The 20,021-nt window shown below is 45.6% G+C and carries 15 protein-coding genes; 4 read left to right on the forward strand and 11 right to left on the reverse strand.

Going from position 1 to position 20,021, the window contains the following annotated elements:
* Window positions 1-128 precede the first annotated feature (128 nt).
* Entirely contained in the window at window positions 129-1,772 is a 1,644-nt protein-coding gene (locus tag C1S74_RS25010; RefSeq protein ID WP_045398653.1) for a methyl-accepting chemotaxis protein, read from the forward strand.
* Between the two features lie 109 nt (window positions 1,773-1,881).
* Here the strand turns inward: C1S74_RS25010 and C1S74_RS25015 are convergent, their stop codons facing one another.
* The 7 genes from C1S74_RS25015 to C1S74_RS25040 all read right to left on the reverse strand — a co-directional run bounded on the left by C1S74_RS25015 (window position 1,882) and on the right by C1S74_RS25040 (window position 12,440).
* Window positions 1,882-2,457 (reverse strand): Lcl C-terminal domain-containing protein, encoded by a 576-nt coding sequence (locus C1S74_RS25015; protein ID WP_045398655.1) that lies wholly within the window; start codon window positions 2,455-2,457, stop codon window positions 1,882-1,884.
* 1 nt (window position 2,458) lies between these two features.
* A complete protein-coding gene (locus tag C1S74_RS25020) occupies window positions 2,459-3,910 on the reverse strand; it encodes an Lcl domain-containing protein (RefSeq protein WP_045398656.1) in 1,452 nt (483 codons plus the stop codon).
* A 25-nt stretch (window positions 3,911-3,935) separates the two neighbouring features.
* Window positions 3,936-6,188 (reverse strand): proprotein convertase P-domain-containing protein, encoded by a 2,253-nt coding sequence (locus tag C1S74_RS25025; protein WP_045398658.1) that lies wholly within the window; start codon window positions 6,186-6,188, stop codon window positions 3,936-3,938.
* Between the two features lie 9 nt (window positions 6,189-6,197).
* Window positions 6,198-8,339 carry a TonB-dependent hemoglobin/transferrin/lactoferrin family receptor gene (locus C1S74_RS25030; protein ID WP_045398660.1) on the reverse strand — a complete coding sequence of 714 codons (2,142 nt, stop codon included), beginning with the start codon at window positions 8,337-8,339 and terminating at the stop codon, window positions 6,198-6,200.
* Window positions 8,340-10,352: a prolyl oligopeptidase family serine peptidase gene (locus C1S74_RS25035; protein WP_045398661.1), complete on the reverse strand. Its 2,013-nt coding sequence runs from the start codon at window positions 10,350-10,352 to the stop codon at window positions 8,340-8,342.
* A gap of 384 nt (window positions 10,353-10,736) precedes the next feature.
* Window positions 10,737-10,910 (reverse strand): hypothetical protein, encoded by a 174-nt coding sequence (locus C1S74_RS26580; protein WP_167391159.1) that lies wholly within the window; start codon window positions 10,908-10,910, stop codon window positions 10,737-10,739.
* Between the two features lie 186 nt (window positions 10,911-11,096).
* A complete protein-coding gene (locus tag C1S74_RS25040; protein ID WP_005441090.1) occupies window positions 11,097-12,440 on the reverse strand; it encodes a DEAD/DEAH box helicase in 1,344 nt (447 codons plus the stop codon).
* 422 nt (window positions 12,441-12,862) lie between these two features.
* Here C1S74_RS25040 and C1S74_RS25045 point away from each other — a divergent pair, with 422 nt between their 5' ends.
* Window positions 12,863-13,111, forward strand: a complete 249-nt coding sequence (locus tag C1S74_RS25045; RefSeq protein ID WP_038868479.1) for an Lpp/OprI family alanine-zipper lipoprotein — start codon at window positions 12,863-12,865, stop codon at window positions 13,109-13,111.
* Window positions 13,112-13,137: 26 nt separating this feature from the next.
* Here C1S74_RS25045 and C1S74_RS25050 read toward each other — a convergent pair whose 3' ends face one another.
* From C1S74_RS25050 to C1S74_RS25065, 4 genes are read right to left on the reverse strand one after another with little or no spacing between them, the layout of a single operon-like run.
* On the reverse strand, window positions 13,138-14,064 hold the full coding sequence (locus C1S74_RS25050; protein WP_082039029.1) for a L,D-transpeptidase family protein: 927 nt from the start codon (window positions 14,062-14,064) through the stop codon (window positions 13,138-13,140).
* A 6-nt stretch (window positions 14,065-14,070) separates the two neighbouring features.
* Window positions 14,071-15,486: a deoxyribodipyrimidine photo-lyase gene (gene phrB, locus C1S74_RS25055; protein ID WP_045398665.1), complete on the reverse strand. Its 1,416-nt coding sequence runs from the start codon at window positions 15,484-15,486 to the stop codon at window positions 14,071-14,073.
* A gap of 23 nt (window positions 15,487-15,509) precedes the next feature.
* Complete coding sequence (locus C1S74_RS25060; protein WP_045398667.1) at window positions 15,510-16,313, reverse strand: MerR family transcriptional regulator; 804 nt, start codon at window positions 16,311-16,313, stop codon at window positions 15,510-15,512.
* The gene (locus C1S74_RS25065) at window positions 16,303-17,253 is read right to left on the reverse strand and encodes a YbgA family protein (RefSeq protein ID WP_045398669.1); all 951 of its coding nucleotides are present in this window, start codon (window positions 17,251-17,253) and stop codon (window positions 16,303-16,305) included. Before C1S74_RS25065 ends, C1S74_RS25060 begins: the two co-directional genes overlap by 11 nt.
* A gap of 397 nt (window positions 17,254-17,650) precedes the next feature.
* Here C1S74_RS25065 and deoD point away from each other — a divergent pair, with 397 nt between their 5' ends.
* The gene (deoD, locus tag C1S74_RS25075; protein WP_005441106.1) at window positions 17,651-18,361 is read left to right on the forward strand and encodes a purine-nucleoside phosphorylase; all 711 of its coding nucleotides are present in this window, start codon (window positions 17,651-17,653) and stop codon (window positions 18,359-18,361) included.
* A 68-nt stretch (window positions 18,362-18,429) separates the two neighbouring features.
* Window positions 18,430-19,899, forward strand: coding sequence for a lactate dehydrogenase (locus tag C1S74_RS25080; RefSeq protein WP_045398671.1), 1,470 nt, complete (start codon window positions 18,430-18,432; stop codon window positions 19,897-19,899).
* Window positions 19,900-20,021: the final 122 nt, after the last annotated feature.

Raw genomic sequence — 20,021 nt, forward strand, 5'->3', positions numbered from 1 at the left:
GCATCGCTTTTGGTATATTTCATAACAATTAAACATCGTTAAATAATTGATATATCGAAACTAATAATTAAAATCGGGGCGCTTTATTTACAAAAATGATAATAGTTCCAATCTTTAGAGGGTCAATCATGCGTCAATTACTGAGTACGCTGTCTATTAAGTCACAGGTTTTCGTACCCGTATTATTCACTGTCATACTTCTCGTCATTGGGTTGAGTATCGGCATCGGAAAGTTAGAGCAAGCATTCGGCAAGGTCACGGTCTCAACCAATAACCTTATCGTGCATAAAGAAGAACTCAGCTCTATCGTCGACAACACTTATGCCATGCGCATTAAGGCAATCTACAGCCTATTCAGAGCAGAAGATGTCCAAACACTGAACCAAGAGTTACAACATCGTCAGGCAACCAACCGTGAGTTTTTAAGCTCCATCGACCAAATTGAAGGCATCCAAGCAGAAGTCAACGCCATGCGCGATGCGATGAACCACTATGTGGATTTCACTCGAATCACCATGACGCCGCTACTGAACACTAAACATTCATCCAACAACGTGTCCTCAGATTTCGAGAGAGAATATGAGACAGCAATGGGTCAATACCGCTTAGCAGGTGAAGCAATGATTGGCGCCATTGACAACTTGTCTAAGAAGCTCAATCAAATCGTAACAGACGAAGTCACAGAAAATGGTGCATTGCACTCAGATACCATCACTTACAGCACCATTTCTCTTGTCATTATTTTGTCTATCGCCTCTTTGATCAGCTGGTTGCTAGCAAGCTACATCGTGGCGCCTATTCGTAACCTACAAGAAACCATGCGCGAAGTAGCAAAAGGCAACTTATTAGTAGAAGCGGAAGAAACGGGCAAAAATGAGGTGTCGCAACTGGCACAAGACGTAAACCAAACCATCCACCAACTCCGCGGTACCGTCGACTCACTGGTTCGAATCAGTGAAGACGTCGCCTCGGCTTCGACTGAACTGGCAACAGTAATGACGCAAAGCAGTGCCAACTCAGACCAAGAGAAACAAGAAGTAGAACAAGTAGCTTCTGCAATTAACCAGCTTGAATCTACCGCTGCGGAAGTTTCAACCAATGCACAACAAGCCGATAGCGCCTCAAACGAAGCAAGCAAGTTAACCTCACAAAGCTTAAGCATGTTTGAAGAAAGCACACGTGCCAGTGCGAAGATGGCCGACCAACTTAATGAAGCGGCAAACGTGGTCACGTCACTAAAAGATCAGTCCGAACAGATTGGTAAAGTGATTGAAGTTATTGAGAGCATCTCTGAGCAAACCAACCTACTTGCATTGAATGCGGCGATTGAAGCGGCACGAGCGGGGGAAAGTGGTCGAGGCTTTGCTGTGGTTGCTGATGAGGTGCGTATGCTGGCAGCAAGAACTCAAGAATCGACCAAAGAAATCCAAACCATTATTGAAGAACTTCAGCAGCAGTCTGGTCATGCTAATGAAAGCATGCATTCAAGCTTAGCCATGCTGGAAGACAACCAAGCACTTGCCTCAGAAGTGAGCCGCTCTCTGAGCGACATCAATAATGCGATTTCTGATTTGAATGCTATCAACACACAAGTAGCGACCGCTTCAGAGGAACAAAAACAAGTAACCTCAGATATCAACAATAACTTGAGCACCATCTATGAATTGGTGAGTCAGAACGTTACTGGTATCACTCAATCAGCCGCGGCAGCGCAAGAACTGTCTGGTTTAGCAGAAAACCAAAAGCATCAGCTTAAGCAGTTCCAAGTTTAAACACTCAGCTCAAGACGATAAGTTTCAAAGGTTAGAAAAGAGAAAAGCTCCGCACTGGCGGAGCTTTTTATAAAAGCAAAGCTATCAACCCTTATTGACGTAATACTTATTATTCATCTGTCACTAACAAGAGAGTGCTTTTGAAACTTGAGTCTAACGGATCTCTATTGAAAACCTCACCATTAGTCGTATCAAAAGTTGCAACATGCTTACCGTCGCCATTAGGCGTGTTGCTCCAGACATAACGCCCTAGAACATCATCTCCATCTTTCAAACTATAGCCGCTAGCAAACCCTGTACTATTCATGGCTGGACTGTGGCAAGCTCGCTCAGTTAAAGATACCAGCTCTTTGATATTAGCTAGTCGCCAATTTTTTTTGTCAGCAAAATTGTGAAGAAGATGATTACCATCCTTATTACGAATTTGTTTGGCAGTGAAGAGAGCGAGTTGCCATGACATTGTAGCTCGCGTCCCGGTGCATTCTTCGTTTGCTGCATTCCATGTCATACCAACAGGGCAACGCATCCACGTTAGGCCCGTTTTTAAGTCAGTTACTGTCCCAGCATCAGAGTAGGTGTAACGAGAGTTAGGTGCTGTCTTTCCAAAATCAGTGGAACACTCTTGTGCCGCCATGGCTACTTGAGAAGCCAACACAAGAGATAGCGCGGTGATTAGTTTCTTCATCTTATTGGCCCTTTACTGCTACTAGACGGATTGGGAATTGGTATGAGTCATCGGCGTCTGCACTTGTGTTGCTTGAGCGAATATCGACGAGTGAAATAGTGCCTCTATCTACGCCCCGAGAGATAATTGCGGGGAAATAAACTTCAGCATCAACGAGCTGTGATGATGTATTCACAAACGTAAAGTCGCTATGCCAAAACGCGCCATACTCTAAATAAGGACTGCCTATCGTTTGCTGTGGGAAGTATTTAACATTAAAACCATACACGTTGTATGGTGTATATTCATCGTTAGGAGCGAACAGTGTTTGTTCACCAAAGTCTAATAAGTCATAAGTCTCGCGGTAAGTAGGTAAGCGCCAACCAGCGATGCCACACAAAGATTGCTTATTGATATGCTCCACATATTGGCTAGTGGTACAAACTTCATCACCAGCGTCTTTACAACCTGCAAGTTCTACATCTTTACTAAATGGCTTAAATGTTTCAGACTCAAACGCAAATAGGCGATCTTTGAATTGAACCGAGCTCGCATCCGCACTTTTGTTTTCCCAGACAAGCCCAGTACGCTCATCCATAGTACATGCCCACTCAGTGGCATCTGCAGCTAAAGCAGCACCTTGTGCATCTAGCTTAACGAACTTAAAGCCTGCGCCTGTCGACGTTTGCTTGTCCTCTTTGTCGAAGCCGTATTCCGCATCTTGACCAGGGTAAGAAGCTTGGACCTCAGCAACGTCTGCTGCGCCATCAGCAAAATGAAGAACGGCCCCCGTATCGTTACTACCAAGCGTTTGTTCAGCAACCGCTGCAATTTCTTCAGCAAATGCACTCACTTCCGCTTCAGACAGAAGATCAGAGGCCAACGGTTTACCTTGGAAGCTAAGGCTTTGAGCAAGCAACGCTACGCCTTTAGTCATTTGTTGTGGTTGCATCGCAGCTAATAGCGCAACCGTGTTTTGCTCTAGCTTATCTAGATCGCTGGCTTCTGCGTTAGACATTACCGTACCAGACAGAGAAACGCCGGCATCGGTGAGTTGCGCTTTCACAATCTCTTCAGCTTGAGCAACGGTTTTACCATCAACCACAAGGCCTGCGAACAACGTTGTTACACCATTGACCGTGTTACCCGTTGCTAAATTTTGGCCCGGAGCCGCAAGACGCAACGTTTGGTTTGAACCTTGATCAACTTGAGCAAGAATGGTGCTGGTTAGTACGTTTTTGTCGCTTGAAGTCAGGCTAAATTTACCGGCATTATCCGTTTTAGCACTCGGTTCAGTAGTATCACAAACGTAGTTTTGGTTTAAATCGATGCACACTGGCGTATCAAGAAGTGTACCTGCAGAAACGATGGTGCCAGCTACATCATAGGTCGGTGCCGACGTGTCACCACCAGAACCACCGCCACAGCCAACTAGGGCTAGTGACATAGCAACGAAAGAATATTGAAACTTCATAGATTTTATCTTCTTTTGATTGTAATTAACGAGAGCGAATCACTCTCACCATTGAAAGCAGGAAAAGTCCTAACAAGGTCCAAGGCGAGCCACTGCCACCTGAACCACCACCACTGCTTTCTTTAGTGGTATCAGCACTGCACTGATACTGAGCAAAGTGACTCACACCCCACTCTTTCAACACCCCAGAGTTCCCTGACACGCGGTCAGACACTTCGAGACGCCAAGTACCCCAACTCGGTTGAGCGACAAGTGCTTGTAACTCCTCGTCATACTGAGCTGTGAAGTAACCTTTAAATCCATTGGTATTGCTTGCTCGATGGCTAAGTAGCACGACCGATTTGCCTTGTGGAGACACAAGCGTCACTTGCAGATCCTGCAGTGAGTCATGTTCGATGTTCAGGTAAACCGCAAACGAATCATCAATCGTGCGTGACTTGTCCGATAGCGTCTGAGAGAACAGCCTGTCGCCCTGCTCTGGCAAAGCGGAATTCACTGATTGAGGCTGGATATCGAGCCCTGGCGTACCATTAACCAGCATCACCTTTTCACTCCACTGATGAGTCTTTAAGCCTTCTGCAAATTGGTAATCCAATGAAATAGAGGAATCGAATTGCGTGCCACATGTCAGACCGCTTGGTAACGCCACCTTCATTGAGGTCGAGTCAGAAAGCGTTTCATCAAAGTCGAACACGGATGCGTTGTTTAGCAGCCATTGCCCTTTGATGCTCGCTTCACGGCCAGTTTGGCTCAGGCTCACCCCAACGTCTTGACCTTGTGCGATGTATCGAGCGTCATAGCGAACGCGAAGAGGCGCTTTAAGTAAGTTGTGTTTGTTGAAGCTGTCTGTCAGGAATTGGGCGTAATCTTTATTTGGGAACAAGGTGTTTGCGGCAAACACGGTCGATTCTGCAAGATCATGCATTTTCACGCCACGACCAATGCCGTACATGCCTTCAAGTACAATGGCGTCAAACTCGCGGAACACGCTATCGGTATCATCACCGTATCGTTCAACCGATGCTTTAAGCGCTTGGAACAGTGGCGTTGACCATAGCTCGTCACCTAGTTCACCGCCCACACTAACATGCGCTGGATACTCTGAGCTCTCGAAGTAACGCGCTCTTTGGTTCCATAAGCTACGAGTTGTTTTGCGTGTTCCGAACACACCGTCCCAATTGAACACCGTATCTAACTCGAATTCTTGACCACGACGCGAAGCATCCAAATATTGAGTGCGGTAGCTCGCGCTGCCCGCCCAATAATCAGCAAAACCTTCTGCGATAGCACCAGTGTGACCGTACGCCCAATCCGGTACGATTTGGTAATGAATGCCATGCCCAAGCTCGTGTATCACTACATCAGCATCGACTGCATCCGGAGAAACACCACCGACACCCAGCATGAGTGCTTTCGTGCCGTAATAGTAAGTAGAGTTATCTTTTGATAAACCGCGAGCATCAAAACGAAGCGGTTCGTCAAACAAGTCGTAAGTTAGGCTTGTCAGATATTGGATCGAGCTATCAAGATGATAAAAAGCCATCAACTGTGGGAACGCATTGTCACCAAACTCGGTGCTTTGCATCTCATCAACACTGTCAAATGCTTGAACCCCTTCTGCGCTGAGAAAGTCCAACGTATCAAGTACAGGTGCTTCACCAGGTGCTGGGGCTGCAAATAAACCCGTCGCATCCACTTGCTTTAATCTGGGGTTAGAGAGATAGAACTTGCCGCCCGACTGTAAAACCTCAATCGACTTGGTTACGTACTCGATCGGCTGAGGGTAATCGGACAGTGCTGACCACGTCGATTCTGGTGCCGCTTGCTGTTGCATGGTACGAAGATCTGGGTTGAATAAAGAAACCTCAACATCAACCAGACTTCCAGAGCTCAAAGCCGGTGGCTCTTGTGCTTGCAGTTGGCGAGGCGATTCCAATTCCATTGCAACCGTTGGTTTACCGTTGCGAATTATCGTATCTTCAAGGCTCTTAAACACTCGCACAACGTGATGATTTTTATCGGTTGTTACTACTAGGGCACGCTGTGCTTGATATTCACCGTTTACCCAAACATCAAAATTGTAATGCTCACCAAGCTGAGACTGGGTTTTGTAACGGAACTTAAACTCGCCCGCTTCTGAGTAGTGGCTGTCTAGATAAGTTTTCGCTTGCGCTTCATTCGTTACCACAGAGTCCGTTGCGGGATAATCCCACTCTGCAGCCTGCGCCGCAGGGGTACAAGCAATAAGCAGCGAAAACGCCAATGGTTTTAGCTTCATGATTTCGTCCTAGAATTCGTATTTTGCATTTAGCGTGAAGTAGCGCCCAGGCTCAGTTGAGTAACGCTTACTTTCCTCAGCGATACCCGCTACGTCTTGGTATCGGATGTACTCTTTGTCGAACAAGTTGACGATGTTTGCGCTAACACGAAGGTCTTTGGAAACGTAGTAAGTTGCGCCAAGATCAAACGTATTCCACGCGCTTGTCTGCGCACACTCTGTCGCTAGGCCAAGCGTGGTCTGGCATTTAGGAACGCGATCCATAGCAGCGGCCCAGTTCCAAGCCACGTAAGCATTGAAGTCTTGGTTGGCGTATTTCAGTTGAGCGTTACCTTCGAATGGCGTAATGCTTCGAACGTATTCGCCTTCCGCGTCTTTGCCATCTACGTAGCCAAACTTAGTGCTGATGTCCCATTGTTTGGTGAGCGCGTAACCCGCAGAAAGCTCTGCGCCATAAGTCTCTACGCCATCAAGGTTTTGGTACTGTTTGATGTAATTACCAGTGCTTGAATCAAAGCCTGTGGTCACAACATCGATAAAGTTTTCAAACTTGTTGTAGAACACGGACGCATAGACATGCGCACGACCGTTATCGAACTTGTTACCAATTTCAAATGAGTCCGAAGTCTCGGCTTCTAGGTCTAAGTTAGGTGCGATAACAAAAGGCGTTAGCGGTACGAAATCATGGTTCACGAAGCCATATGCTTTGTCATATTCCGGAGCACGGTAACCGTGGTTGTACGATACATAAACGATGTTGTTGGCAAACATTTCACGAGAAACCGACAGGCTTGGAGACACCTCCGAGCTATCCATGTCCTTTAATGGGAAACCGCCCACTTCTCCCTCACCATCCGGCGTTAAACGGTGCGCATCAAAGCGTAGGCCGCCTGTGATGGTCCATTTATCCAGTTCCACCATGTCTCGAACATACAAACCAATGTTATAAGCACGAGCAGGAGCGAAAGGTTGTTTGGTCGAAGGTGTTACTCCGTTCCAATCAATCTTGGAATCACTATCTGTGCGTTCGTAATAGTCAGTAGAAAGCTCGACACCGTAAGCCAATTGGTGCTCTGCATTTGCAGCATAAATCGTATTGGTGAAGTCACCACGGAAGCCAATTGTCTCGTCAATGAAGGTTTTGTGTTCCAGTTCGCGACGTTTGGTAATCAAACCATTGTGATCCACTTGGCGCATTAAACGGTTGGTATCTTCCACGACTTCAGTGTGACGCCAGTAAACTTTGGTATCCAACTCTTCGAACCAAGTTGGATTAATCGGTGTCACCTCTGCACCAATGTAAGCGCTGTACTCTTCGGAGGTTTCATCTTCAGCAAAGCCTTCAATATGCCAGATTCCATCAGGTTGAATGGACGGTGAACCCTCCAAACGCTCTTGATTCTGGGTGTAGAGTTCCGCTTTGGCTTTCAACATCACCTCTTCATTGAAAAAGTGGTTGATCGTATAAGCACCGCTGTAACCATCTAGGTCGCGGTTATACAAATCTTCATCAAAGTTACGTGTCTCTTGCCCTTGCCAGTATGAAACATTAAACAAACTCTCTGTATCACCGGAGCGGAAAGCTAGGTTACTCGTACCTTTGTACTTGTTACTGATATCGGTGTAAGTACCAGAAACATCACTATAGAAATCCTTATCTTTAAGGAAGTCACCCGGCTGTTTGGATTCCAAAATCACCACACCGCCAATCGCGCCAGAGCCGTGGACAGAAGAACTTGCACCTTTGATGATTTGAAGAGATTGAAAATTGGATAAATCAAAAGTATCTCGACCAACCGCATCGTTAATATCATTCGCACCAAAGCCGTCTGCGGAACGAATGCCATCACGGACAATCATGATTCGGTTGCCCGTCATACCACGGATCGTGATATTTTGAGGGCGTCCAGCACCACCTGTAACGCTTACACCCGGCTCATTACGCAGTGCATCGTAAAGCTCCGTTTCACCTCTCGCTTCGATTTCTTCTTCCGTAATTACCGCTACGCTGCCCGCAACTTTTGATAGAGGTTGATCTATTTTATTGGCGGTAACGACCACCTCTTCCATAGAGTAAACGTCAGATTCGGCGTGCACTTGACTGGCAGCAAGTACCGAAAGTACTGCCGCTGAGACTGGGGTAAGCTTCATTTACTGCTCCGCTTTAGATGTTTTAATTAGTGATAGTAGAAACGCATATTCTTTTGCTTGTTGTTCTCTTGCCTGCCTTGGATCCATGCGATGGCCAGAGTTAAAATCCGTTTGCAACAAATAAGGTCCTGTCGATTCACTGGTCGACGAAATGGTGGCGAGATACTTCGCGCCTTCCCAGTAAGGCACACGTTGGTCGTTTAATCCGACTTGAACCAACATGGGTGGGTAAGCGTCTTTGCGGATATTAAGAATAGGATCATAAGCTTGCATTGCTTTTAGCTGCTCTGGGAGTGTCGGATTCCCCCACTCACCATATTGCTGTGCCGTCAAAGGCAAAGAAGTGTCAGACATGCTTGCAACCACATCAACGAACGGCACTTTTAATACCGCTCCAGCAAACAAATCAGGCTCTTGGTTAATGGCACCTGCCACTAAGGTGCCGCCCGCACTAGAGCCCAATGCGTAAACATCACGCTCACCGTGCTTAAAGTGCTTCAGTGCTTGCGCAGCTGCCGTAAAATCATTGATGGAATTGACTTTTAGAATCCCACGGCCTTGTTCATGCCAATCGTTACCAAAGTAGCCACCACCACGAACGTGGGCAATTGCATAGATCACACCTTGGTCAAGTAAACTCACCGTCTGAGGCATGAAGTAAGGTTTCATGGTAAAGCCGTATGCACCGTAACCATAGAGTACCACTGGGGCATTTTCATTCAGCTTGTCTTTACGATAAGCGAGCGATACAGGTACTTCAACACCGTTTGCTTTTACTGTAATACGTTGAGAAACGTAGTCTTGACTAGAGAAGTCACGATAAGCATCTTGTGAGAAGTCACTTTTTTTCAGCGTCTTAACATCAAACTCTTCCCACAACGGCGGTGTCGTCATCGACATACTACGAATGCGGATTTTGTTAGAGCGGTAGTCACCAAGTGTGCTCAACCAAGCAACGCGCCCTTCCGACTCTAACGGAAGAGATTTCTTCGCCTTGCCATCGTAAGAGTAAACCGAGATTGTCGTTTGATTGTCTTGCCTGGTTAATGCCACAAGTCCCGCATCATACAGATAGAACTGTTCAACGTTATTCTCAGAAGAGGTAAACGAGGTCCATTTGATGCTCTTGCCATGTTTAATGGCTTCTGAGAGCTTCAATTCAAACAAGCCAAATTTTCCATCCAGATTGCTGTTGATGAATACCTTTCCTCGAGCCACATCCGCGTAATATTCAATACCGGTTTCAGGTTTGCGCAATGACGAAGTCAACACTCCTGAATCTAACTCAAGTAACTTCTGCTCGGTGGTCGACTCGTTGTTGCTTTGAACTAGAGCGTAATGTGAATCTGCTGCGGGATAGAAGGACATCAACCAATCGGTTTTGTCCTCTTGCCAAATTACTCGTTTCTCGAGCGTTTGAATGTCGATTCGTAAGATTTGATATGGTCGCTGTGTGCGTGCTTCTTTCGCAACGAAGTAGCCAAATTTACCGTTAGAGGATAACAAAGCACCATTATCAACATTATTTACCAGCTCTTTTGTTGCCCCTTTTCCAAGCTCGACGAAAACGGCACGGTATTGTTCGCTGCCATCGATGTCTTCCGTAAACAACAAAGAATTATCATGGATGCGCCACTGACCGATTTGATAGTATTGGTGCTTAGACTGTCGAGGTGAGAAATCGTAAACAATCTTCTCTTCTGCATTGCTATCCGAGCGAGACACTAAAACGTAACGCTCCTCTCGTCGAACAAGGTTCCATTCCTCACCATCTTTAATGATCCACGGCGTCTTACCTTTCTCCGCGGCCATCGAATCCCATTGAGTGAGTAAACTCTGTGTGAGGCTGTCGTATCCGTTCTGAAATTTTTCTGTTTTTTGGTTTTGCTGTTTGAGGTAAGAAAGCACACGCTGATCTTGGCGAGAATCGTCTCTCAACCAATCAAAATTATCCGCGGCAAAACTGGGGGAAGCAGTGACTAAAAGCCCCAAAAAAACATGAGTAAATTTCATATAAATGGCACAACTATTTATAGGATTAATATTATTTCGCGTATTTTGCCCTTAAATAAAAATGAGATCAATTATCATTTACACATTTTCGTGATGTTTATATCGGTTTTTATTATGGCAAACGTTTAAATAGCCGATGAATACACTGGCATATTGATCATTGAGTAGGTGAGTCATCTGTTGCTATGAAATGAGGACTTATTGAAATGATAGCGCCACCTAAAAAGGTGACGAGTGTCGTTTACGCAACCAATTAATGGCATATTTATGCAAGTATGACGTTAGAAAATGTGGTTAATCACGACCCAAATCAAGGCAACAGAACCGATAAAATACAGTGAGGATACAACAACAGATTTAAGCAGTTCTCCCATTTGTGAGTCTTCAGTAATCATGAGAGCCTCCGCGCGTGATCATCAGCGTACAGCTTACTAAGGCTATACAAAGAAACGAGAGCATCTCAACCCAAACACCCTTCTTTTTCCAACCTAAAGCCTCGCATTGTTGGTCTGTTAGGCTCATGTCGATTTCTTCTAACCATTGCTCTTCTTGATACATGTTCTTGTCTCCTGTTTCTGTATACCTATGCTAAGCAAAGATGGCGTTCAGAAAAATCAAAGACTATTTAACCCTTGTTTAGAACTGCTAAACAATAGCCCGTGAGAAGGCAAATTTCAGATATAAAAAATCCGAGCTCGTAAGCTCGGATTTGAATTCAGTTAACCTCTGGCGCTGAGCTGAAGATTAATCTTCAGCTTTTGGTTCCGCTGGCTTTTTCTTAGGAATAAACACGTTTTCACCCACTGCCACGTTTTGGTAGAAACCTTTATCGCGCTTAGCAGGTTTCTTCGCGACTTTTTTCGCTTGTGGGCGTGCTTTTTTGGTTTCTGTCTTCTTACCACGGAAATCAGGTTTACGTGGTTTCAAGCCCTTGAATTTACCTTTTAAATCTTCAAATACAGAGAAGTTCAAATCTTGCTGTAGGTAAGTTTCAACACGCTTAAAGCTATCCCAGTCTTTAGGGCCAACAAGAGACACTGCGTCACCTTTGTTACCCGCACGACCAGTACGACCAACACGGTGCACGTATTCTTCTGTGTGCTTCGGCATATCGAAGTTGATAACGTGCGTTACTGTTGCGATATCAAGACCACGAGATGCAACGTCTGTCGTTACTAGAATCTTAAATACAGCACGCTCAAACTGACTCATGATGGTGTTACGTTGAGTCTGGTTCAAGTTACCGCTCAGCGCGACCGCTTTAAGCTTCTTCTCATTCAACTTGTTCGTTAGACGCTCAGTGTCATCACGAGTTGCAGTAAAGATGATCACCTGACGGTATTCGGCCTCTTCAAGAACACGCTCAAGGATCGCTTCTTTGTGATCTAGGTGATCACACAAGTAGAATTTTTGAGTGATGTCTTTGTGCTCTTCGTTTGATACGCCGATAGCAATACGTTTTGGCGCATTCAGCATCTCTGATGCAATGTCATTCACTTCTGCGTGATCAAGCGTTGCTGAGAACATCAGAGTTTGACGACGACGGTGTTTCGCCGCTTTGTGGATACGACGAAGCTCTGGTGCAAAACCTAGATCGAGCATACGGTCAGCTTCATCTAGAATCAGCGTTTCCAAACCATCAAGAAACAGAGAGCGATGCTCTAGGTGGTCAGCTAAACGTCCTGGTGTTGCCACGATGAACTTCGGGTAGCGGCGTAGCGCTTTTACCTGATCATTAAAGTTCTCACCACCAAGAATCAATGCTGCGTCATAACTCAGACCACCAAGCATTGAACGAAGCTCGCCATATACTTGTTTTGCTAGCTCACGCGTAGGAGCAAGGATGACTGCACGAGGGTCTTTTGCAGAAAACGACTTCGTCTTTAGTGACTTGTGAAGCATTGGTAATACAAACGCCAAAGTCTTACCCGAACCCGTTTTCGAAGATGCCAATAGATCCTTGCCTGCAATCGCAACAGGAATCGCCTGCTTCTGAATGTCAGTCGCTTTCTTGAAATCGTAGTGTTTTAGGTTCTTCAACAATCGGTTGTCTAGGCCTAGATCTTTAAATTGCAAAGTATTCTCCAATAAATAGTCATCGTTTGAGCGCTTTTTCAGTGTCGTTTCCGCTCTAACGCAGCAAAAAATAAAAGCTCGGTATAATACCGCAAATCATAGGAGTATAGATAGAGATCACACAAACTAATTCCATTAGAAAAAATAAAGATTCATCTAAGAAACTTTCATTTGTGTAAATTTCGTCTAAATTATTGATATCAGGGACGTGGTAAAAGAGCTGCTGTACTACCCGATACTGGCGTTAAAGGTGAGTAAACACTCACTTATGTAAACTAAAGGTTAGCGTCCGTATCAGGTACTCTATGAAATCCTTGGATTTTTTTGACTTTTGCTACATCATGTACTGATAGAATGTATTCACATTTACCACTATGACTATATGACACAAAACGTATAGCGTAGGAATTTAACTATAGGCAAGGAGTTCTAATATGAACAAAACGTTGATCGCAGCTGCAGCAACTTCAGTACTTCTACTAGCAGGTTGTGCTTCTTCTGACGAAGCAGCAACAGCTACTAAACTAGACGAACTAAGCAACCAAGTTAGCCAACTAAGCCAAGACGTACAGTCTCTACAGTCTGACGTTCAAAAGTCTAGCGACGCGGCTATGGCAGCTCAAGAAGAAGCTGCACGTGCTAACGAGCGTATCGACAACATCGCTCAGTCTTACACTAAGTAAGATTTGATTCCGCGCTTTAACACCCGTTAAGGCGCGGTAATTTCTACAGGAACACCATTTTGCGCAGCAATCGCTGCTTTTGCTTTCGCATTCGTCATACCAAATTCATCTAACCACCAGTCCAATTCTTTTGGCACAACTAAGTGATCTTTCTCGCCATTGCTGCGAGTTAGCGGCTCGTGCGCTTCAACAAACACACTGCGGTCTGGTTCTAAAGCTACTTTGACTGGCTGATTGATAATTTGAACTTTTTCGCCACGACGCACTTTATCAAACAACCATTCGATGTCGTTTGGGTCCATGCGAATACAACCCGCGCTAACACGCATGCCAATGCCAAAGTCTTTATTGGTACCGTGGATTAAATATTCACCATGGCCATAAGCTAGGCGAAGGGCGAACATACCAAGTGGGTTATCTGGACCAGCGGGGACAACAGCCGGCAAATCAATACCTTTCGCTTTGTACTCAGCACGTATAGAAGATGGCGGCGTCCAAGTTGGGTTTGGTCGTTTCTGGCTGATGCTCGTTGTCATAACGGGTGTATCGCGACCAATTCGGCCAATCCCAACAGGGAACACATAAACAATGTCTTCTTTCGGTGGGAAGTAGTAAAGACGCAGTTCGGCTAAGTTAATCACAATGCCTTTGTGTGCGACCTCAGGAAGAATAAGTTGAGTTGGAATAGTGAGGACGTGCCCTTCTTTTGGAAGAAATGGGTCTACACCTTTGTTGGCCGCCATTAACGCAAGCATGCCCACATCATACTGCTTCGCAATATTAGCCATGGTCTCGCCCTGCACCACTACATGATTTTCCATGCGGCCGATCACGCGAGCCCCATCTTCCGGTAGTTGATACACTTTGGCGAATGATAATCCACTCACTAAAGACAGCGATATCGACAGCAGGGTGCGCTTTGCGATACTCATAGGACGCTTCTTGCTTGGCATCTCTCTCTATTCCTTGGCGTTTTTAAAGAGCCGTAAGGTTATCTCTCTTTCTACCTTGTGATCAACCATCGGCTTGTGATAATCCAGTAAATTAAAGCCGCTCCATAACCAAGGGCTATGAATGAATTTATTCGGTACCTCTTTTATTTCCGGTATCCAATGGCGAACAAAGATCCCATCTGAATCAAACTTTTCGCCTTGGCTTATCGGGTTAAATATACGGAAATAAGGTTGGCCGTCACACCCCGTTGACGCTGACCATTGCCAGCCACCATTGTTTGCCGCGAAATCACCATCCACCAGCTTACTCGTGAAGTACGCTTCCCCCCAGCGCCAGTCGATATGCAAATCCTTGGTCAGAAAGCTCGCGACAATCATGCGCAGACGATTGTGCATCCAGCCAATCGTGTTAAGTTGGCGCATAGCAGCATCAACAATAGGGTACCCTGTTGTGCCTGTTTTCCAGCGCTCGAAAGCTTGCTCATCGTAAGACCATTGGATCTTCTCTTCCCATGGAATGAAGCCCTTTCCTCTAACAAGCTTTGGCTCAAACACCAATAAGTGTTGGTAAAACTCTCGCCAGATGATTTCACTCAACCACGTTGCTTTACCTTCAGTTAGGTCAGGTAGAGGGTTCTCCGCATAAAGTCTTGCGATACATTGTCGTGGTGATAACGCACCAATAGCTAAGTAAGGAGACAGTTGGCTAGTACCATCTACCGCAGGGAGATCCCTTTCTGCTTGATAAGCGTCGCTGCGCTCCCGCGCAAACTCTCTCAACTGTTGAACAATGTCGCTGGTTGACACATGCCAGTGCTCACTAGACTCACGCGAATAAGAGAAAGTAACCTCGGCATGGTAACGATCGGCTTGAACCGATTTGAGCAAATCTTCAGACACCTCAGCTTGAGGCTCTGGTTTCGACACCATTGGCATCTGGAATTTGAGCAACCAAGCGCGTTTGAATGGCGTGAATACTTTGAAGTACTCACCCTGCTTGTTCAACACGGTCGTTGGTGCATGGACGCACTTGTCGTGGAAGGCTTCAAAGATGACTTCTCTTTCAGACAGAGCACTAGCAACTTCTCGATCCAACGCTTGCTCGTTCACCTCATAATGGATATTCGCCATAACTCTCGTCGCACCCAAAGACGTCGACCATCCCTCAATCACCTCAGTCACGTCAGCAAACTTGGGTACTTCTTTATATAAAAACGGGATGTTGAGTTCAGCAAGTTCTTCATCAAGATGCGCCAAGCGTCGTGCGATTAAATCCGCCTGCATCGGAGCCATATGATGTTCTTGCCATTGTTCCGGAGTTGAAACAAAACAGGCAACAACTGGTTGCCCTGAATCTAGCGCAGCCTTGAGTGCTGTGTGATCTAACGTTCTTAGGTCTCGTCGAAACCAAACCAGGATCATGTCGTCTCCTTACGAGGGGGATGTTAGCCAGCGAAGTGCACTTTCTCGATAACTTCAGAGAACTGAACTTGCTCTGGGAATTGCGTTTTAAGTGCAGTTAACGCTTCCACTTGTTTCATTGGCAATGCTTTGTTTGAGAAGAAGTGAATCTGCTGGTATCGAGTTACAACCTCGTGCTCGATAAGCCCAGATACATCTTCTACTTTATCAATCAAGGTAATGTGATAGCCCTGTTCGCATAATTTAGCCGCTTGAATCCAGCTTTCCGCGTCGCGAGCTTGTTCAAAACTGATCAACAAGCACTTACCTTTTGAAGAAGCCTTGTTCTCTGAATCGATGACCAAAGCAAGGCGTGCAATCAGACAAGTTTGAAACAACCCCAGTTGCAGTGTTCGCAATGAAGTCTTCACCAAGTCGATAGCTTCAAATACGGGGTTCGTCAGTTGGTCGATAACAATATCTAGCGGATATTCCTTTAGTACGCTGGCGAGAATGGTTTCTGCTTTGCCTCGATTAAGCTGCGATAACGCCTCTAACATGGCTCCGACTTCTTCTAAACGCTGTGCTTCTTGAGAAAAGTCGATGTCCGCTTCTTGTCCCAGCAAACCTTTGACTTTACCAATCGCGACACCTTTAGATAGCCAGCCTTGTATTTCTCGTATCGTATCCAAATCTTGCTGCCTGAATAATCGATGCCCTTTCTCCGTTCTTTGCGGTTGGATTAGGTTATAACGCCTTTGCCAAGCGCGAAGCGTAACGGGCTTAACACCCGTTAGCTCAGATATATCTCGAATGGCGTAGAGTTTTTCTTCTTGGCTACAATCCATAACGCAATCTCATCTCCTGTGGATACGGTTCTAAAAATTTTTGTTTCTGCAAGTACGCATCTGGGTACGTATTGAGATAGTGCTTAATAAGAGTTAACGGGGCAAGCAATGGTAACAACCCTGTGCGATAGTCACTAATCACTGTGGCAAGTTCCGCTTTCTCATCACTGGTTAATGAGCGCTTGAAGTAGCCTTGTAAATGCATCAGTACGTTCGTGTTGTTCTTGCGGCTCGCACGATTTTGTAGTGCTTTCATTAAACCCAAACGATATTCATTGTAGAAATCGTCGATTTCATAGTTCGCGACCTCCGCAACCAGTCGGCCTAGAGAGCGATAAGACTCTGGGTGGTGCGCCATCAGCGTTAACTTGTAACGTGAGTGAAAGTCGATGATCTTGCCACGCGTTGGTTCTCCCTCCATCGACTCATAAAAATCATTGAGGCAGTAAACTCGAGTAATGAAGTTCTCTTTCAATACTGGGTCATTCAAACGACCATCTTCTTCTACTGGCAACCACGGCATTTTTTCCATCAAGGTTTTGGTGTACAAGCCAATGCCTTCTTTCGCAGCACTGTTCTTACTGTAAACCTTCACACGCTCCATGCCGCAAGTCGGAGACTTCGCGCATACGATGTAACCGCACAGTTGCTCACCTTGAAGCTCGTTCACTTTGTTTTGCGAGTACGTCAGCATTTCATCGGTATGATCGTTTTCAGGATTTTTGGTTTCGACCAATGCAATGCGCTCTTCGTTACTGACTAGGCGAATGGTAGGACGTGGTACTGACATACCCACTCCAACCTCCGGACAAACCGGTACGAAGCTAAAATATCCATCCAGTTCTTTGGTTACAAAGTTGCTGATTTTATGCCCTGAGTCGAAACGTACACGCTCTCCTAGCACACAAGAACTGATACCTACTTTGATTGAAGATTCCATGATGACGCATCCCTATACAAAATGTTTTGTTGTATAACTTATAGCAATTCAAGTTGAATTGTACAAGAAAATAAATTGTACAACCTGATCGTTTTACCCAGAGATTCAGAGATTCGATCAATAAGAACTCAGAAAAATATTGTGCTTCGAAACGTTTTTTTGTGCACACAATCGACAATTCGCTCAAAAGCAAATCGATTGCCTTTTTGCTTTCAACAGATTTAGTTATCAACAGAATATTTAAACACTAAAACCGACCGTTTTGTGACTTAACTCTCAAGCCCCCTTTGTTCGTCCCGATATTATTGCCTCAACGAAAACGAACAAGTTCAACAGAATTGGTAATAGCATTCTATAATAGAGGCGTTTTACCAGAACAAAACTTTGGAGAGCACTTATGGCAACCCCACACATCAACGCACAACCAGGTGATTTCGCTGAAACAGTACTAATGCCAGGCGACCCGTTGCGCGCTAAATACATCGCAGAAACGTTTCTAGAAGATGTGAAACAGGTTTGTGACGTTCGCAACATGTTCGGCTTCACTGGCACTTACAAAGGCAAGAAGGTTTCTGTAATGGGCCACGGTATGGGTATCCCATCTTGCTGTATCTACGTACACGAGCTGATCGCGGAATACGGCGTGAAAAACGTTATCCGCGTAGGCAGCTGTGGTGCGGTACGTGACGACGTTAAACTAATGGACGTAGTTATCGGCATGGGTGCATCTACAGACTCAAAAGTTAACCGTATCCGTTTCAACAACCACGATTTCGCAGCAATCGCTGACTACGGTCTTCTAGAAGAAGCAGTTAACCAAGCGCGTGCTCAAGAAGTTCCAGTGAAAGTGGGTAACGTATTCTCTGCGGATCTGTTCTACACACCAGAAGCAGACCTGTTCGAGAAAATGGAAAAACTAGGCATCCTAGGTGTAGACATGGAAGCGGCGGGTATCTACGGCGTAGCCGCTGACCTAGGCGCTAAAGCACTGACTATTCTGACGGTTTCTGATCACATCATCCGTGGTGAAAAACTAAGCTCAGAAGAGCGTCAAAAGTCATTCAACGACATGATGAAAGTTGCACTAGAAACTGCAATCAACATCTAAGAAACAAATAAGTAGTAATTTGCAGCCAGTGCCTGACTGGCTGCCTGATTTATCCCGAGGGGGCGATTGTGTCTAACGGCGAACTGCCAAAAGACGCAGATGGGTTACAACTCAACTTTTGTAAAACATTGGCGTGTGACAACTTTGGATTGAGTGATGCGAAACGTTACGTATTGCAACATGCTAACCCTAAACGTCCGGCGATGGTATGCCGTGAATGTGGAGCTTTCCCCCCCTTACTTAACAATCGCGATGTAGTGAACGAGCTTCATCGCCTGCGACACGTTCACAGTGACGGGTTGCCTGCTTGTCGTAACGATGATTGCGACAACTTTGGACTTTCCGTCCACACTCACAAACACCTCTACCACGCTTTCGGGTACAGTGGCGATCGCCAACGTTACCGCTGCAAAGTGTGTCAAAGTACCTTTGTCGATAAATGGTCTGGTGCCAATAAAAAACTTCAGTTCCAAGAGAACTTGATGGGCCTGTTGTTTACCGGTTACTCGGTACGCGAGATCTGCCGTAAGCTCAGCATCAATCCAAAAACTTTTTACGATCATGTTGATCATATTGCTAGCCGTTGCCGCCGTAAACTGGCGACCATTGATGCGCGCTGGGTAAACCATGCCGAGCACTATGAATTAGCATCGAACTATGTTGCCTTGCAACCACACAGTAACAATGGTGTATATTGGATCGCATCAGGTGAAGCGCACTCTGGCTATATTCTGTGTCAACATGTGAACTACTCTTCTAACGATGATGCCGTCGCAACACTCGATCATAATCCTTATGATGAAGTGTCACGTTTTGTGTCTCAGGAATACACTGCCGAGGCAAGTGAAGCACCCGGTGAGCCTTCGAAGAAACTTCGTGAGCGCATCGATCAGAAATATCAAACCATTCTGGCGCGCGGCAACGTAGAGGACCCACTGGGCAACCTTTCGATATTCCATTATCCGTCAAAAGGTGCGTTAATTCGTCCACCTTACACGTCTTATGCCCACTATCTACACGTATTAGATATGTGTTGCCCAGAAAAACGTGTCTCGATTTACATGCCTCAAGATCCCCTGCTCCGCTCTGCCGCGTTGAGCGTGTGTTTATCTCGCATTCAAGAGAAAAACGTAGACTTGATGTATGTTGAAGAAGACGCTAGCTGGGATATGGCCGCACCCTTTGGCAAAGTGGATATTGCTTACATGAGTTGGTGGCGCGATCGCTGGGCGATTTCACATCAATACGAAGCGAACAAGGGCATTTGTTACTTAGCTGGCGACAATAACGAACCTGAATCTTGGTTCAATGTAGCCACTACACGTCACATTCAATTCTATCAAAACCGTTTTCAGCTTCTGTTTGAGAGCTTCATCAACGAGCCACGTCGCAAATTAAGACCTGCTGGGATATTACCTCTTTTAGATATATTCAGAGCTTGGCATAATTTGTGCTATCAAGATAAGCAAGGGCTTACCGCCGCTCAGAGACTGAAAGTAACGGACGCACCTCTGACGATCAAACAACTGCTGTCGTAACTATTTAACACTTTGCTCATTTAAATGTGGAAAATAGATGCTGGCAACGGTATATATTACGGTACCCAATACTTTATTGGTGTAGCATTCTTTCTACACCTGAGATGATAGTCGCATCTAAC

This window comes from Vibrio hyugaensis (assembly GCF_002906655.1).
Classification (GTDB): Bacteria; Pseudomonadota; Gammaproteobacteria; order Enterobacterales; family Vibrionaceae; genus Vibrio; species Vibrio hyugaensis.

What these genes read in the sequence shown, in the direction of transcription:
- C1S74_RS25010 (WP_045398653.1), top strand. Translation starts at nt 129, where the DNA reads ATGCGTCAATTACTGAGTACGCTGTCTATTAAGTCACAGGTTTTCGTA.
- C1S74_RS25015 (WP_045398655.1), bottom strand. Translation starts at nt 2,457, where the DNA reads ATGAAGAAACTAATCACCGCGCTATCTCTTGTGTTGGCTTCTCAAGTA.
- C1S74_RS25020 (WP_045398656.1), bottom strand. Translation starts at nt 3,910, where the DNA reads ATGAAGTTTCAATATTCTTTCGTTGCTATGTCACTAGCCCTAGTTGGC.
- C1S74_RS25025 (WP_045398658.1), bottom strand. Translation starts at nt 6,188, where the DNA reads ATGAAGCTAAAACCATTGGCGTTTTCGCTGCTTATTGCTTGTACCCCT.
- C1S74_RS25030 (WP_045398660.1), bottom strand. Translation starts at nt 8,339, where the DNA reads ATGAAGCTTACCCCAGTCTCAGCGGCAGTACTTTCGGTACTTGCTGCC.
- C1S74_RS25035 (WP_045398661.1), bottom strand. Translation starts at nt 10,352, where the DNA reads ATGAAATTTACTCATGTTTTTTTGGGGCTTTTAGTCACTGCTTCCCCC.
- C1S74_RS26580 (WP_167391159.1), bottom strand. Translation starts at nt 10,910, where the DNA reads ATGTATCAAGAAGAGCAATGGTTAGAAGAAATCGACATGAGCCTAACA.
- C1S74_RS25045 (WP_038868479.1), top strand. Translation starts at nt 12,863, where the DNA reads ATGAACAAAACGTTGATCGCAGCTGCAGCAACTTCAGTACTTCTACTA.
- C1S74_RS25050 (WP_082039029.1), bottom strand. Translation starts at nt 14,064, where the DNA reads ATGCCAAGCAAGAAGCGTCCTATGAGTATCGCAAAGCGCACCCTGCTG.
- phrB (WP_045398665.1), bottom strand. Translation starts at nt 15,486, where the DNA reads ATGATCCTGGTTTGGTTTCGACGAGACCTAAGAACGTTAGATCACACA.
- C1S74_RS25060 (WP_045398667.1), bottom strand. Translation starts at nt 16,313, where the DNA reads ATGGATTGTAGCCAAGAAGAAAAACTCTACGCCATTCGAGATATATCT.
- C1S74_RS25065 (WP_045398669.1), bottom strand. Translation starts at nt 17,253, where the DNA reads ATGGAATCTTCAATCAAAGTAGGTATCAGTTCTTGTGTGCTAGGAGAG.
- deoD (WP_005441106.1), top strand. Translation starts at nt 17,651, where the DNA reads ATGGCAACCCCACACATCAACGCACAACCAGGTGATTTCGCTGAAACA.